This is a genomic window from Serratia sp. SM04, assembly GCF_040280225.1.
GTDB classification, from domain to species: domain Bacteria; phylum Pseudomonadota; class Gammaproteobacteria; order Enterobacterales; family Enterobacteriaceae; genus Serratia; species Serratia sarumanii.
On the sequence record NZ_JBEOQT010000022.1, the window covers coordinates 413,147 to 428,249 of the forward strand.

The 15,103-nt window shown below is 59.7% G+C and carries 16 protein-coding genes; 6 read left to right on the forward strand and 10 right to left on the reverse strand.

What is annotated here, in order from left to right:
- Positions 1–8: 8 nt before the first annotated feature.
- Positions 9–953: a DNA-binding transcriptional activator PunR gene (punR, locus tag ABTW55_RS22680; RefSeq protein ID WP_033648176.1), complete on the forward strand. Its 945-nt coding sequence runs from the start codon at positions 9–11 to the stop codon at positions 951–953.
- Here the strand turns inward: punR and purR are convergent.
- Positions 950–1,975 carry an HTH-type transcriptional repressor PurR gene (gene purR, locus ABTW55_RS22685; protein WP_033638375.1) on the reverse strand — a complete coding sequence of 342 codons (1,026 nt, stop codon included), beginning with the start codon at positions 1,973–1,975 and terminating at the stop codon, positions 950–952. The two genes, punR and purR, sit on opposite strands and share 4 nt — an antisense overlap.
- Before the next feature lie 324 nt (positions 1,976–2,299).
- Between purR and ABTW55_RS22690 the strand changes: the two genes are divergently transcribed.
- Positions 2,300–2,389 (forward strand): YnhF family membrane protein, encoded by a 90-nt coding sequence (locus ABTW55_RS22690; RefSeq protein ID WP_019455989.1) that lies wholly within the window; start codon positions 2,300–2,302, stop codon positions 2,387–2,389.
- A gap of 61 nt (positions 2,390–2,450) precedes the next feature.
- Here ABTW55_RS22690 and sodB read toward each other — a convergent pair whose 3' ends face one another.
- Positions 2,451–3,029 (reverse strand): superoxide dismutase [Fe], encoded by a 579-nt coding sequence (gene sodB, locus ABTW55_RS22695; RefSeq protein WP_004931333.1) that lies wholly within the window; start codon positions 3,027–3,029, stop codon positions 2,451–2,453.
- A 199-nt stretch (positions 3,030–3,228) separates the two neighbouring features.
- On the reverse strand, positions 3,229–4,047 hold the full coding sequence (locus ABTW55_RS22700) for a C40 family peptidase (protein WP_033638376.1): 819 nt from the start codon (positions 4,045–4,047) through the stop codon (positions 3,229–3,231).
- Positions 4,048–4,463: 416 nt separating this feature from the next.
- On the opposite strand from ABTW55_RS22700, the gene ABTW55_RS22705 reads away from it, so the two are divergent.
- Positions 4,464–4,811, forward strand: coding sequence for a Grx4 family monothiol glutaredoxin (locus ABTW55_RS22705; protein WP_004931329.1), 348 nt, complete (start codon positions 4,464–4,466; stop codon positions 4,809–4,811).
- A 68-nt stretch (positions 4,812–4,879) separates the two neighbouring features.
- Here the strand turns inward: ABTW55_RS22705 and rnt are convergent, their stop codons facing one another.
- From rnt to ABTW55_RS22735, 6 genes are all read right to left on the reverse strand, one after another.
- Positions 4,880–5,563 (reverse strand): ribonuclease T, encoded by a 684-nt coding sequence (gene rnt / locus ABTW55_RS22710; protein WP_016927925.1) that lies wholly within the window; start codon positions 5,561–5,563, stop codon positions 4,880–4,882.
- 78 nt (positions 5,564–5,641) lie between these two features.
- Positions 5,642–6,049 carry a lactoylglutathione lyase gene (gene gloA / locus ABTW55_RS22715; RefSeq protein ID WP_004931325.1) on the reverse strand — a complete coding sequence of 136 codons (408 nt, stop codon included), beginning with the start codon at positions 6,047–6,049 and terminating at the stop codon, positions 5,642–5,644.
- Positions 6,050–6,386: 337 nt separating this feature from the next.
- Positions 6,387–7,490, reverse strand: a complete 1,104-nt coding sequence (locus ABTW55_RS22720) for an alkene reductase (protein ID WP_060420834.1) — start codon at positions 7,488–7,490, stop codon at positions 6,387–6,389.
- Between the two features lie 90 nt (positions 7,491–7,580).
- Positions 7,581–8,201 carry a TetR/AcrR family transcriptional regulator gene (locus ABTW55_RS22725; RefSeq protein ID WP_033654775.1) on the reverse strand — a complete coding sequence of 207 codons (621 nt, stop codon included), beginning with the start codon at positions 8,199–8,201 and terminating at the stop codon, positions 7,581–7,583.
- 103 nt (positions 8,202–8,304) lie between these two features.
- Positions 8,305–9,942, reverse strand: coding sequence for a phosphoethanolamine transferase EptA (gene eptA, locus ABTW55_RS22730; RefSeq protein ID WP_060420837.1), 1,638 nt, complete (start codon positions 9,940–9,942; stop codon positions 8,305–8,307).
- Between the two features lie 138 nt (positions 9,943–10,080).
- Positions 10,081–10,722, reverse strand: a complete 642-nt coding sequence (locus ABTW55_RS22735; protein WP_060420840.1) for an NAD(P)-dependent oxidoreductase — start codon at positions 10,720–10,722, stop codon at positions 10,081–10,083.
- Positions 10,723–10,861: 139 nt separating this feature from the next.
- Between ABTW55_RS22735 and ABTW55_RS22740 the strand changes: the two genes are divergently transcribed.
- The 3 genes from ABTW55_RS22740 (at position 10,862) to ABTW55_RS22750 (ending at position 13,050) form a co-directional block, all read left to right on the forward strand.
- Positions 10,862–11,791: a LysR substrate-binding domain-containing protein gene (locus tag ABTW55_RS22740; protein ID WP_195892170.1), complete on the forward strand. Its 930-nt coding sequence runs from the start codon at positions 10,862–10,864 to the stop codon at positions 11,789–11,791.
- A gap of 23 nt (positions 11,792–11,814) precedes the next feature.
- A complete protein-coding gene (locus ABTW55_RS22745; protein ID WP_015377731.1) occupies positions 11,815–12,054 on the forward strand; it encodes a DUF1289 domain-containing protein in 240 nt (79 codons plus the stop codon).
- A gap of 99 nt (positions 12,055–12,153) precedes the next feature.
- The gene (locus ABTW55_RS22750) at positions 12,154–13,050 is read left to right on the forward strand and encodes an aldo/keto reductase family oxidoreductase (protein ID WP_033638383.1); all 897 of its coding nucleotides are present in this window, start codon (positions 12,154–12,156) and stop codon (positions 13,048–13,050) included.
- Between the two features lie 60 nt (positions 13,051–13,110).
- On the opposite strand, the gene ABTW55_RS22755 is transcribed toward ABTW55_RS22750, so the two are convergent.
- Positions 13,111–14,955: a polyurethanase gene (locus ABTW55_RS22755; RefSeq protein WP_060420846.1), complete on the reverse strand. Its 1,845-nt coding sequence runs from the start codon at positions 14,953–14,955 to the stop codon at positions 13,111–13,113.
- Positions 14,956–15,103 lie beyond the last annotated feature (148 nt).

The following is a 15,103-nucleotide window of genomic DNA, read 5'->3' on the forward strand; positions in this document are numbered from 1 at the left end:
GCAAGGCGATGTGGTCTGAATATTCTCTTGAAGTGGTCGATGCGGTGGCGCGCACCGGCAGTTTCAGCGCGGCGGCGCAGGAGCTGCACCGGGTGCCGTCGGCGGTCAGCTATACCGTACGGCAGCTGGAGCAATGGCTGGCGGTGCCGCTGTTTGAGCGGCGTCATCGCGATGTGGAGTTGACGCCCGCCGGTGCGCTGTTTATCAAAGATGCGCGAGTTGTTATCAAAAAAATGCTCGACACCCGCCGCCACTGTCAGCAGGTGGCCAACGGGTGGCGCGGCCAGCTGAATATTGCGGTCGACATCATCGTCAAACCGCAGCGCAGCCGCCAACTGGTGCTGGATTTCTACCGTCATTTCCCCGACGTCGAATTGATGCTGCAACCCGAGGTGTTCAACGGCGTGTGGGATGCCTTGGTGGACGGCAGGGCGGACATGGCGATCGGCGCCACGCGCGCGGTGCCGGTCGGCGGCGGCTTCGCCTTCCGCGACATGGGTTATATGAACTGGCTGTGTGTAGCCAGCCCGCAACATCCTCTCGCGCAGTTGACGGGGCCGCTGAATGACGATCAGCTGCGGCCGTACCCTTCGCTTTGCCTGGAGGACACCTCGCGCAATCTGCCCAAGCGCGTCACCTGGACGCTGGATAACCAGCGGCGGCTGGTGGTGCCGGACTGGACTTCGGCGCTCGACTGTTTGTGCGCCGGGCTGTGCGTCGGCATGATGCCGGCGCATCGGGCGCTGCCGCGGGTGCAGCGCGGTGAGCTGACGGCGTTGCAGCTGCAGCAGCCGTTTCCCGCCAGCCCTTGCTGCCTGACCTGGCAGCAGGATAAACCGTCACCGGCGATGAGCTGGCTGCTGGCGTATCTGGGCGATGGGGAGACGCTGAATCAGGAGTGGCTGAGCGAGGTGGAACCGGAAGCCGCGCAGGCTTCCGGCGCCGGGGATTAGCGGCGGTAGTCGATGAATGGGCCGTCGGCGACCGAGCGGCGTTCGATCAGCTTCGGATGCACTTCGATCACCTGCGACTCTTCGCGTTTGCTGATAATGCGATCCAGCAGCATGGTGAAGGCCATTTCGCCCAGACGCTCTTTCGGCTGGTGAATGGTGGTCAGCGCCGGGGTGAAGTAGCGGGCGTTGCGCACGTTGTCGTAGCCGATCACGGAAATATCCTGTGGCACCCGCAGCCCCAGCTCGTCGGCCGCGCAGATGGCGCCCATCGCCATGATGTCGCCGCCGCAGAATACCGCGGTCGGCCGCTGTTTTTGCGACAGGATTTGGTGCATCGCCTTGTAGCCGGACTCCGGCTCGAAGTCACCCTGGACGATCCACTCTTCGCGAATGTCGATATGCGCTTCCTGCAGCGCCTTCATAAAGCCCTGGTGACGGCCGCCGCCGGTGTTGCGCGACAGCTGGCCCGGAATGGCGCCGATATCGCGGTGGCCGCGCTCGATCAGGTAACGGCCGGCCAGATAGCCGCCTTCGAACGCGTTATCGATGATGGTGTCGGTGAAGTCGCCGCGCGCGGCGCCCCAGTCCATCACCACCATCGGGATGTTGCGGTAATCTTCCAGCATGCCCAGCAGCTGATCCGGGTACTCGGAGCACATGACCAGCAGGCCGTCGACGCGCTTTTGCGCCAGCATCGCCAGGTAGGCGCGCTGCTTGTCCAGATTGTTGTGCGAGTTGCACAGGATCAGGGTGTAGCCTTTGCTGTAGCAGCTGTTTTCCACCGCCTCGATCACTTCGGCAAAGTAGGGCGCTTCGCTCGAGGTGGCCAGCAGGCCGATCGACTTGGTGTGATTGACTTTCAGGCTGCGCGCCACGGCGCTCGGCGAGTAGTGCAGCTCTTTGATGGCGGCCCACACGGCCGCTTTGGTCTCTTCGGCGACGAAACGAGTCTTATTGATGACGTGCGAAACGGTGGTGGTGGAAACGCCCGCGCGTTTGGCCACATCTTTAATCGTTGCCATGTAAGGAATGACTCCTGAACTCACATGTTTACAGCATGTAAGTGTGATGTTAATCGTTTGCCTACGTAGATCCTTCTCCAGAGAAGCGAAAACTGAGTTTTTAGTGTGTTGAAGTCTTCAGCGCTTAATCAGGAGGGGCATGGATGCCGGTACGCAGTTGTGAACTGCGAATTTTGTCGCATATTGAACAAAAGTGGAAGAGGTAATCGAGATTATAAACCGGGAAATGATAACAAGATTTTATCGGCGAACTGTGGGAAAATGATTTGACGTACTAATTGTACGCCTTTTATCCTTAGGAAAGCCCATTTTAAAGGAGTTGTCATGGATACCGAATTGAAGATGTCGCTGTTCACCACCGTCTGCGCCTTGGCGGTCATTATCGCTTTCAGCTTCGTTGCCGCGTTGAACTGATTTACCCCCGGTTATAAAAAAGGCGCAGCCTGGCTGCGCCTCATCACCTCAGAACCTGCGTTTACGCCAGGTTTTCCGCTGCGAAGGTCCAGTTGACCAACGCCCAGAAGTTTTCCAGGTATTTTGGACGCGCATTGCGGTAATCGATGTAATACGCGTGTTCCCACACGTCAACGGTCAGCAGCGGTTTGTCTTCACCGGTCAGCGGGGTGGCCGCGTTGGAGGTGTTGACGATCGCCAGCGCGCCGTCCGGTTTTTTCACCAGCCAGGTCCAACCGGCGCCGAAGTTTTTCACTGCGGCATCGGTAAACTGCTCTTTGAACGCAGCGAAAGAACCGAAGGATTTGACGATCGCCGCCGCCAGTTCGCCCTGCGGTTCACCGCCGCCCTGTGGCGACAGGCAGTGCCAGTAGAAGGTGTGGTTCCACACCTGCGCGGCGTTGTTGAAGACGCCGCCGTTTGAGGTCTTGATGATCTCTTCGAGCGATTTGCCCTCGAACTCGCTGCCTTTCACCAGGTTGTTCAGGTTAACCACGTAGGTGTTGTGGTGTTTGCCGTAGTGGTATTCCAGGGTCTCGGCGGAGATGTGCGGCTCGAGCGCGTTTTTCTCATACGGTAATGCAGGTAATTCAAACGACATTGCTTCCTCCTTTACAGCGCCACTCTTTTTCCGCCGGAGCGGGAGCCGAATGGGCCGTTTTTTATTGTGGTCTTTCAATCTTAACAATTTTCATCATAAAAAACAGGAAGAAAAGCGAGAAATGCGCGTGAGGCGGTGTGATGGGTGATAGCTTGAGCAGGCGGTTGCGACCGGGGCCGCAACCGCGCAGAGCAGGGAATTAACGAATGGTTTTCGGCGTTACTACGCGGCGCGCGCCGATGTAGTGGTTTTGCCAATAGTCGTTGTCGAGCTGGCTGATGCGGATCTCTTCGCCGGTGCGCGGCGACTGGATGAATTTGCCGTTGCCGAGATAAACGCCGACATGATCCGCCACGCCGCGGTTGTTGATGCGGAAGAACACCAGATCGCCACTTTCCAGTTCGCTTTTCTTGATCGGCGCCGCGTCGCGCAGGTGGTACATCTCGTTGGCGGTGCGCGGCATCTTGATTTTTACCACGTCTTTATAGGCGTAATAGATAAGGCCGCTGCAGTCGAAACCGGTGCGCGGCGAGCTGCCGCCCCAGCGGTAAGGTTTGCCCATCTGGCCCATCAGCTTGGCCATCGCGGTCTGCTTGGCATGCTGATAGCGTTTTTTGTGCGCCGGGCTGAGTTTCAACGGTTTTTCATCACGCGCCAGCTTGGCGGTGGCCATACCGGCTTCGCGGTGGCGGCCATAGCCTTTTTTGTAGCCCTTTTTCGGCGGGGTGACTTTAATCTTGGCGGTTTTCTGCGCTTTGGCCTTGGGTTTGGCGCTGGCGATCTTTTTCGCGCTTTTCTCGCTTTTCGCCTTGGCGGTCTTGGTTTTTTTCGCGGGGGCCGTCACTTTGGCTTTTTTAGCGGTTTTGTCCGCTTTCTTTTTTCTGCGGTCATCGGGCCGCGCTTCATTAGCATGGCTTTTACGCTGCTCGGCGGCAACACGCGCCTGTGGCGCAGCGTGCGCCAAATTGAAGAAGAGCTGCGTAAACAGCAGCGCAAAGAGCGTAAGAATTAAACGCATGTCGACGTCACCAACCTTGGCCCCGAAACGGATATCGAAAGAGTTACAGTATTCCCGAATTTCGCCATATAAAACAGCGAAGAACTCATAAATAATAATCCATATTGTGAGAAAACGTTAATGGCATTTTTTTTGGTTCAAAATCAGCCCGTTGGTGTATGAAAAAGCGCCGGCGGGGGGTTATGGATATAATTAATCCGCGCCGTCACCGCCGCGCAATATATTAGTGAAATGGTCGGATTAAAAATGTTATTCTCAACGTATGTTTTGACCGGAATGACGTGGCCGGTGAAACGCGATCGGCGGCGGGTGAATATCCTTGCAAAAGATGGCGTTTTCTTGCGACTGTTCCAGCCGCTACAATAGCCCGCGTGATGCATGTTGTAGCCATGAAATGTGGCTTGAGGAAGCAATAAATGACGACGACACTTGAAAAAATTCAGCACCAGATCGCTGAAAACCCGATTCTGCTGTACATGAAAGGTTCGCCAAAGCTGCCGAGCTGCGGCTTCTCCGCACAGGCTGTGCAAGCGCTGTCCGCCTGCGGCGAGCGTTTCGCTTACGTGGACATTCTGCAGAACCCGGACATCCGCGCCGAGCTGCCAAAATACGCCAACTGGCCGACGTTCCCGCAGCTGTGGGTAGACGGTGAGCTGGTCGGCGGTTGCGATATCATTATCGAAATGTATCAGCGCGGCGAACTGCAGCAGCTGATCAAAGAAACGGCAGAAAAGTATAAAGCGCAGGAAGACCAGCAGTCTTAATCGACGGGCTTGCGGTTATCGCGTAACGGGCGGCGCCAGTGCAAACTGGGCCGCCTTTTTCGTTGGGCTTATTCGGCGAGATCGCCGGCGGGCAGCGGCCAACCGCCGAGACGTTTCCAGCGGTTAACCAGCTCGCAAAACAGCAGGGCGGTTTGCTCGGTGTCGTACAGCGCAGAATGCGCCTGGCTGCTGTCGAACGGCATACCGGCCGCGATACAGGCCTTCGCCAACACCGTTTGGCCCAGCACCAGGCCGCTCAGCGCGGCGGTGTCGAAGGTAGCGAACGGATGGAACGGGTTGCGCTTCAGGCCGGCGCGTTCGGCCGCGGCCATCAGGAAGCTGTGATCGAAGTTGGCGTTGTGCGCCACGATAATGGCCCGGTTGCAACCGCGATCCTTGAGCCCTTTGCGCACCGCTTTGAAAATAGCGTGCAGCGCGTCATATTCGCTGACCGCGCCGCGCAGCGGGTTGTGCGGATCGATGCCGTTAAACGCCAGCGCTTCCGGCTGCAGGTTGGCGCCCTCGAAAGGCTCCACGTGGAAGTGCAGGGTCTCGTCCCGCTGCAGCCAGCCATCTTCATCCATTTTCAGCGTGACGGCGGCGATCTCCAGCAACGCATCGGTATTGGCGTTAAAGCCGGCGGTTTCAACATCTATTACTACGGGATAAAACCCACGAAAACGACCACTCAGGGCGTTAAGATCACTTTTTTCGGCCATCAGTTTCTTATCTTCATCGAATGCAGCGCGCATTATGGCAAATTTTGCGCCCGGTTGCAGGCGCTATCGCGCGGAGAATCAGCAGGGCGCAGCGCGCCCTGAAGGGGAGGCTTAGTGGCCGAGGCCCTGGCCGGCGTGTTTGTTTTCGATCAGCTCGATTTTGTAACCGTCCGGATCCTCGACGAAGGCGATGACCGTGGTGCCGCCTTTCACCGGGCCGGCTTCGCGGGTGACCTTGCCGCCTGCGCGGCGGATGCTGTCGCAGGTGGCGGCAACGTCGTCCACGCCCAGCGCCAGGTGGCCGAAGGCGGTGCCCATGTCGTAGCTGTCGGTGCCCCAGTTATAGGTCAGTTCGATAACTGCGCCTTCGCTCTCTTCCGTATAGCCGACGAAAGCCAGGGAGTATTTGTACTCCGGGTTTTCGCTGGTGCGCAGCAGGCGCATGCCTAATACCTTGGTGTAGAAGTCGATGGCGCGTTGCAGATCACCGACGCGGATCATGGTATGGAGTAAGCGCATAATTCCTCTGAATTGGCTGTGCCGTGGCAGACGGCGGGTGGATTGAAGCACAAGCGAGTATAGCCTTGTCCCGCAAGGGAATTCAACGTGACGAGTGAGTGACGATGTCACGTATTAGTTTTCCGTCAACGCTGTCTAAATATTGATCGAGCGTACCGATCGATACAGAGTAATTGATCTGCACAATCAATTATCTATTCCAGCGGCAATCGTGTAAAACTTGAACGGCAATAGAGAACAACACCAGGGAACACCGGCCCGCCTCGTGCGGGCTTTTTTGCGCGCGGCGCACAAAAAAACGGCCATGCAATTGCGTGGCCGTTGGGGTCAGGAAGGGTTACTTCGCCAGAAACGGATAGTCGGTATAGCCTTCGGCGCCGCCGCCGTAGAAGGTTTCCGGCTTAGGTTCGTTCAGCGGAGCGTGCTGACGGAAACGCTCTACCAGATCCGGGTTGGCGATGTAGCTGCGGCCGAAGGCCACCGCGTCGATGAAGCCTTTTTCGATCAACGCTTCGGCTTTCTCGGCGGTGTAGGCGCCGGCGCCGACGATCACCCCGTTAAAGTGGGCGCGCACCGAGTCGCGGAAGGCGTCGGAGTACGGTTTGCCGCCGGCCCAGTCCGGTTCGGAGATGTGCAGGTAAGCGATGTTGCGCTTATTCAGCTCTTCCACCAGATACAGCGCCGCTTCTTCCTGATCTTCACCGTTGTCCAGCCCGTTGAACGGTCCCAGCGGCGAGATGCGGATGCCGATGTGTTCGGAACCCCATTCGGCGATGGTGGCGTCGACCACTTCCAGCGTCAGGCGAGTGCGATTCTCGATGTTGCCGCCGTATTGATCGGTACGTTGGTTGGAGGCCGGTGACATGAATTGATGCAGCAAATAGCCGTGCGCCGCATGCAGTTCGATGAAGTCGAAGCCGGCTTCCCGCGCGTTGGCGGTCGCCTGGCGGAAATCGTTGACGATGCCCGGGATCTCGCTGGTTTCGAGCGCACGCGGCGTGGAGGTCGGCACGCGCACCCAGGCGCCGGTTTCATCACGCACGGTGGTGCGGGTTTCGGCGTTGATTGCCGAAGGGGCGACCGGTGCTTGCCCGCCCGGCTGCAGGCTGGCGTGGGAGATGCGGCCTACGTGCCACAGCTGCACGGCAATATGGCCGTTGTTGTCATGCACTGCCTGCGTGATGTTTTTCCATGCGGCGATCTGCTCCGGCGTATGTAACCCCGGCGCGCCGGCGTAGCCTTTCGCCTGGAAGGAAACCTGGGTCGCTTCGGTCACGATCAGGCCGGCGCTGGCGCGCTGTGCATAATATTCCGCCATCAGCGGCGTAGGAATGTCGCCCGGCTCGATGCTGCGCAAACGCGTCAGCGGAGCCATAAACACGCGGTTGGGCAGGGTGATGGCGCCAACCTTCAGCGGAGAGAGCAATTTTTCAGTCTTCATAGTGCATCCTGTATTTAATAGACCGGTCGTCTAGTAATGGGCGATAAAAAAACCACGAACTGCATTTTCAATAAAAAGAAATTGTTACCGTTACGCTTGCGGCGGGCGCAGCAGCAACTCGATGCTTTCCAGCGCGCTGGTCAGAGGCGCCAGCGAGTGGCGGATCTTGGCGCGCAGCGAGGCACCGAGCCACAGTGAATACAGCGTTTCTGCGGTCGCCGCGGGGCTCATGGCCACCGACAGCGAGCCCTCGGCGATACCGCGCTCGATGGCCTCCTGCAGGTGGCCGATCACGCGAGCGGTGCCCGTTTCCAGCGCATGACGCATCGGTTCCGACAGATCGCTCACCTCGGCGGAAAGCTTCACCGCCAGGCAGGCGTTGTGGCATTCGCTGCGGCAGTGGTAGCTGATGGCCTGAGCGTAATAGCCGAGCAGCTGGTGGCGGGCATCGCCGCGCCTGTCGGCAAACAGCGCCTGCATTTCTGCATCATAATGGGCGAAATAGCGTTGCAGCATCGCTTCGCCGAAGGCTTCCTTCGAGCGAAAATAGTGGTAGAACGAGCCTTTCGGCACGCCCGCGGTGGCCAGCAGTTCGCTCAGCCCCATGCCGGTAAAGCCCAGGCGCAGGCTGAGGGTTTCGCCGGTGGCGAGCAGATGTTCACGTGTGTCCACGTTGCAATGCGTTGATTTGGTCATCATGGTGCCGAGCATAATAGACCGATTGGTCTAGGTCAATGGGAATAAAAAAACCGGCGCACAAAACGCCGGTTGTCTGCAAACTATTGTGCCCCAGCGGCACGCGGAAGTTAAGCCCTTACGCCGCGTTGCGGCAACGCTGCAGGATATCCAGCCGGGATTGATATTCGCGGGTCTGTACGTTCAGCATGCCCAACAGGGTGTGGAACAGGTTGTCCTGTGACACGTCGTCCTTTTCCGCCAGCGCGTTCAGGCACTGGCGATCGACGCCGAAATTGCGCTGATAGTCGGCCGACATCCACATCAGGAAAGGCACGTGCGTCTGCTGGCTCGGCGCGAAGACATAGGGCGTGCCGTGCAGATACATGCCGTTTTCCCCCAGCGATTCGCCGTGATCGGACAAATAGACCAGCGCGGTATTGAACCGGTCGTCATACTGCCGCAGCAGCTTGATGGTGGCATCGAGCATCGCGTCGGTATACAGGATGGAGTTGTCGTAGGTGTTCACCAGCTGTTCATGGCTGCAATCCTGGATCTGATTGCTGTTGCAGGTCGGCGAAAATGTTTGGAATTCTGGCGTGCTGCGGCGGTAGTAAGCCGGGCCGTGGCTGCCCATCTGGTGCAGCACGATCACGCCGTCGTCTTTCAGGCCATTGATATAGTCGTTCAGTTTATACAGCAGCGCGTTGTCCATGCAAACCTCGCCGTCGCAGTCCTGCGGCAGTTTCAGCTTGGTCATGTCGATGTGCGGCACCCGGTCGCAGGCGCCTTTGCAGCCGCCGTCGTTATCGCGCCACAGCACGCTGACGCCGGCATGCGCCAGCACGTCGAGCATGCCTTCCTGATGCGTTGCCTGAGTCGCGTCGTACTCCTTGCGCGGCATGTTGGAGAACATGCAGGGCACGGAGATCGCCGTTTCGGTGCCGCAGGAACTGGCGTTCTTGAAGTAGATCACATCGTCCTGCTTCAGGCGCGGGTTGGTTTCGCGTTGATAGCCGCCGAGGGAGAAGTTTTCGGCGCGGGCGGTTTCGCCCACCACCAGGATCACCAGCGTTTTCTTGGCCTGCCCGGCGATCAGCGGCCCTTTGCGCGCGTCCTCGCCGATCTTGACCAGCGGCAGATTGCGGGTGAAGTAACGCTGTTCGGTAAACTTGATGGTGCCGGCGACGAAGTTGGAAGGGGTCAACATCTTCACCACGCTTTTATTGTTGCGGATCAGCGAAGCATAGTCTTTGTAGAACAGCGCGGCGACGATCAGGATCACCGCCAGCGACAGCATGACGTTGGCGGCGCGCAGTCCAACCATGTACCACCAGGGGCGAGTCTGGCGAATCTGGGTGAAGCAGACCGCTACCGCCGGCAGAATGCCGAGCAGCGCCAGCCACAATCCCATGCGCGGCGTCAGCAGCGCCGTCGCCTCCTGAGGGTTGGTTTCGAAGGCGTTTTGCATCATGTTGCCGTCGATCACCACACCATAGCTGAACATGAAATAGTTGGCTGCGGCGCTGCCGAGCAAGAAAAAGATGATCAGCGGCTTGCGCAGGTAGGGCACGGTCAACACGCTGAAGATGATATTCAGCGCACAGAAGATCACCACCGGCATGCTGGCAGCGAAAATCACGCTGTGGACGCTATCGAAGGTGATATACGACCAGGCGCGATGCAGGAATAACGCGTTTTGAAACAGAGTGAAGAACAGGGCGGTGGCGAGGGTAAAACCGAGGCTGTTGCACCGTAAGCGTTGACGTAACCACATTGCCGAATCGGGATCCTGAAAGTAGATAATGCTTTGAAATCTACCGGATGAAACTTAAGGAAACCTTAGAAACTCAGAATATTGGCGGCGGAGCCTGCGCGGAAAACGCCAGGCCGGGCGGCCTGGCGGTGGGGCGGTTTAGTAGGCGGCGGTGAATTGCGCGCGAATAAACTGAGGCTTTTCAATTTCATCAACGATAGCGACCGCCAGGTCTTCTACCGAAATGCTGGCCGGCGCTTCGCCGTTCATCAGCAGTTGCGTGGTGCCGAGGCGGAACTGGCCGGTGCGTTTGCCCGGCTCCAGCAGGGCGGCCGGCGAGAGATAGGTCCAGTCGAGCGCCGATTCATTGCGCAGTTTGTTGCGCAGATCGCGCACTGCCTGCGCGCCGGGGCGGATATTTTCCGGGAACTGCGGCGTATCTACCAGTTCAACGCCGGGCGCCACTTCCAGGCTGCCGGCGCCGCCGACCACCAGCAGGCGCTTGACGCCGGCCTGTTCGACCGCGGTGAGGATCTGTTGGGTACCTCGGGTGGTTTTCTCATACAGGTTGTCTTCGCCCCAGCCGGGGTTGTAGGCGCTGATCGCCGCATCCTGACCGCGCAATTGCCCCGCCAGCCAGGCGGTATCGGCAACGTCGCCCAGCGCGACGGTCAGGTTGGCTTGCTCCGGCAAATCTTTTTTCTGGCGGGCGATTGCCGTTACCTGAATACCGCGAGCCAGCGCTTCATCCACCACGCGGCGGCCAACAAAACCGGTTGCTCCAATAATGGCTACTTTCATCTGCATGCTCCTTCGGGGATAGGTTCAGTATCGTGACGCAGGCCGATGTGCCTGCTGCGTGGTGTTTACTCTAGTCCTTAACAATAGCCGTGATTAGTGCCATATTCATGCTTTCTTGATTAAGTAAAACTTCATAATCGTGGATAAACTCAATCGAATGGCGGTATTCGCCACCGTGGTGGCGGAGGGATCGCTGGCCGGCGCGGCGCGGCGGCTGGGCATGACGCCGTCGGCGGTCAGCCAGCACATGCGCTCGCTGGAGAAGGCGCTTGGGGTGCCGTTGCTGCATCGCTCCACCCGCCGTCTGGCGCTGACCGAGGCCGGGGCGGCGTTTTACCCCGGCTGCGAGGCGATGCTGCAACAGGCGCAGCAGGCGGAGCAGCGGCTGGCGGAATTGCGGGATACGCTGGTGGGCGAGCTGCGCATCGCCACTCCGGTCGGCATCGGCGGCCGATCGCTTGCGGAGGCGCTGGCGCCGCTGTTGCAGGCGCACCCCAAGCTGACGCTGCGGGTGCTGGCGGACGATCGCATCGTCGATATGATAGAGCAGCGGGTCGACATCGCGCTGCGGGCCAACCGTCAACTGGCGGACGCCAATATGATCGCGCATCCGCTGACGGCGTGGCCGATGGTGTTGTGCGCCGCGCCGCGTTATCTCAGCCAGCATGGGGTGCCGGAAAGGCCGCAGGATTTGGTGCAGCACCGCTGGATCTCCAGCGGCTACAGCGGGGCCCATCTGGACTTGCTGCACCAGTCCGGCCAGCAGGTTAAGCTGCGGCTGGCGGAAGGGCAGATCGTCAGCGAGAGCATGAACGTGATGCGCGCCTTTACCCGCGCCGGGCTGGGCATTTCCGTTCAGCCGCTGTATGAAATTGGCGACGAGCTTCAGCGCGGCGAGCTGTTGCTGCTGTTGCCTGAGTGGCGGCCGGCGCCGCTGCGGCTGCACGCGCTGACGCTCGAGCGCAACGTGCCGGAGAAAAGCCGCCAGGCGCTGCGCTATTTGCGCGACTATTTTCGCCGCAATGGCGAAAAGGGACTTGCCAGCGGCGGCGATGGCGTCTTCAATTAGCAAGAGAACGCAGGAGGAGCCCCGTGGCGCAGCAGCTTGAGTTTTTCGACATTCCCAGCCCGTGTCGCGGCATTTGCCAGGCCGACGATCGCGGATTCTGCCGTGGCTGCCTGCGCAGCCGCGAGGAGCGTTTTGGCTGGATGAACATGAGCGACGCGCAAAAGCGCGAGGTGCTGCGCCTGTGCCGTCAACGCTTCCTGCGCCTGCAGCGCGCCAATAAAGCGCCCGACGAGCCGCTGCCGGAGCAGCCGTCGCTGTTTTAACCTTTCCTGATCTGCCGCACGTTCGTGTGGCTTACCGCTTCCCTGTGCCTCACCGGCTTGTGTATGCTGACTGACAACTAATGTCATGAGGTTTTCGCAATGGTAGAACGTATTCGTCTCGCGCCGCAGGGGCCTGAATTTTCCCGCATGATTTGCGGTTACTGGCGGTTGATGGAGTGGGGCATGTCGCCGCAGCAGCTGCTGACGTTCATCGAACAGCATGTCGAACTGGGCGTCACCACCGCCGATCACGCCGATATCTATGGCGGCTATGCCTGCGAACAGGCGTTCGGCGACGCGCTGCGCCTGAAGCCGGCGCTGCGCCAGTCGCTGGAGCTGGTGAGCAAATGCGGCATCGCCACCACCGCCAAGCCCGGCAACCCGATCGGCCACTACATCACCGACCGCGACCATATCGTACAGAGCGCGGAACAATCGCTGCGCCATCTGCATACCGACTACCTCGATCTGCTGCTGATCCACCGGCCGGATCCGTTGATGGACGCCGACGACGTGGCCGAAGCCTTTGTTGCGCTGCACAAAAGCGGCAAGGTGCGCCATTTCGGCGTCTCCAACTTTACGCCCGCGCAGTTCCAGCTGCTGCAGTCGCGCCTGCCGTTCTCGCTGGCGACCAATCAGGTGGAGATCTCGCCGATTCACCAACCGGCTATTCTCGACGGCACGCTCGACCAGTGCCAGCAACTGCGCATCAAGCCGATGGCCTGGTCCTGCCTGGGCGGCGGGCGCCTGTTCAACGACGCCGAGTTCCAGCCGCTGCGCGACGAGCTGCAGCGGGTGGCGCAAGAAATCGGCGCCGAGACCATCGAGCAGGTGGTGTACGCCTGGGTGATGCGCCTGCCGTCGTCGCCGCTGCCGATTATCGGTTCCGGCAAGATTGAGCGGGTGCGTTCGGCGCTGAAGGCGCAGAAACTGGTGCTGAACCGCCAGCAGTGGTTCCGCATTCGCAAGGCGGCGCTGGGGTATGACGTGCCTTAAGGCGGAGTAAAAAAGAGCAAAGCCGGGCGGCGAAAGCACCCGGCTTTTTTACGTCGATCTTTAGGCCAACACCACCTGATCGGTGTTGAAGTGATCGAGCGAGACGCCGATCAGCGTGACCTGGCTGTGGCCGAAGGCCAGCACCAGATCGTCGTTTTGCTGCGTGGCGTAGTCGCGGATATTCCCGCTGGCGCCTTCGGTGCCGACAAACACCAGCTTATCGGTGGCGTTGAAGCCATACAGCTGATCGCGGCCAAAGTCACCGCTGAACAGGAAGGTATTGCCGCTGCCGACGCCCTTCAGGATGTCATCGCCGCTGCCGCCGACGAAGGTCAGGTTGCCGCCGGCGTGGCCGTTAAGGGTGTCGTTGCCGGCGTTGCCGAACAGCCAGGCGTCGTGGCTGCGAGCCTGCAGGACGTCATCGCCGTCGCCGCCGGCGGTGGCGGCGGCATAGGCTTTGAGGCCAGAGTCCGATTTCAATCCGGCGGCGGTCACCTGATGGTCCACCTGTTTGTTGAAGATAAGCCACGAGGTTTCTTTGCTGCGCAGGGTGCTGATGTCGTCCGCCAGCGTAATGCCGCCTTTGGCGTCGCGCAGGTAAAGCGTGTTGCCGTCGTAGGCGACCTCGGTGTTTTTCAACGCCTGTTGGGTATCGAAGATATTGTGGCCTTTGCCGCCGGCGATCAGGTTATAGCCGCCTGCATCGCGGAAGACATCGTCGCCGTCGCGCCCCTCGAGATAGTCGTTGCCTTTGCCGCCCTTGATCAGATCATTGCCGTCGCTGCCGATGATAAACGTCGGCCCGCTGTGCGTTTCCGCGTTGCGGTTCAGGTCTTCCACCCAGGTATTGCCGCGCGTCACGTTCGACAGGTTGGAGACGATGATGGTCGAGTCTTTGTCGGTCAGCGAATAAAACTCGGAGTTCAGCACCCGCATCAGGCCGTCCTGATAGAAGAACGGCAGGTGCGACAGCCAGGTCGGAATGTTGAGAATGGAAAATGGCAGCAGGTTCCAGGCGTCCGACGCGTAGTGGTCGTTGAAGTTGACGATATTGTTGGTGGCGGAGGCATGGGGCGCATCGTGTACGCCTAACGACGCCCCGGTCAGCGTGGTGCCGTCGAGCGCGCGGAACACCGGATCGTTCTCGTAGCCGATGTTGATCACCTTGCCGCCGGCTTCGTACTGGGTCGGCGAGGCGAAGGCGACATAGTTGGACTGCGCGTAGAAGCCGCCCCAGTTGGCGTCGCTCTGCGCCGCCATGCTGTTGACCGCCAGCCCGCCGAGGCTGTGGCCGCTGACCACCACGTCTTCTCCGCTCAGCCCGTGCGCCTGCGCGAACTTCGCCACGTCGCCCAGCAACTGGCCGAAGGCCTTCAGCGTGTAGCCGTCGGCGTAGCCTTTCGGCCCGAAGCCGGCCAGCAGATCGTTAATCACATCGCCGATGGTATCGCCGATCAACGACTCGCGCGGGCCGCTGGTGCCGCGAAATGAGATGCCAATGGCGGTGAGATTGCCTTCGCTGTCATATTTGCCCAGCACCTCGGCCTGAGCGGTGGTGTAACCGGCGGTCTCGCCGTAGTAGGTGCCGCGCGCATCGGTTTTGCCGGCGTAACCCAGCTGCGCGGCGCTGATCACCGACCAGCCGGCGTTATTCACCGCCTGCTGCGCGGCCTGTTCGGAATCGGGATTCCAGGGAATGCCGGGCAGGCCGCCCTGCGATTGGGTGCTGCCGATGAGCGCAGTGACCAGCGTCAGCGGCAGGCCCAGCCCGAAACCGGTCTGGTGATAGCCTTCATCGAAGCCGTTATCGATATTGTGGTAAGCGTAGGTAGAGATGGCCAAGGCGTCGGAAAATAGCGCTTTCGACGCCTTTTCGTCCAGATCCTTATAGCTAAAGATGCCCATATCAGTTCCTTATGAAGTATGCCGCGGGCCTGTAAGTGGACTCACATGCGTCGGCGGTGGAAACAGGGAAACAACGTTAGCCGAACGACAGCTGGTCAGAGGACCAACATCGGTAGAATTATTATTAGTGTTAAATATTAGGCCCGCG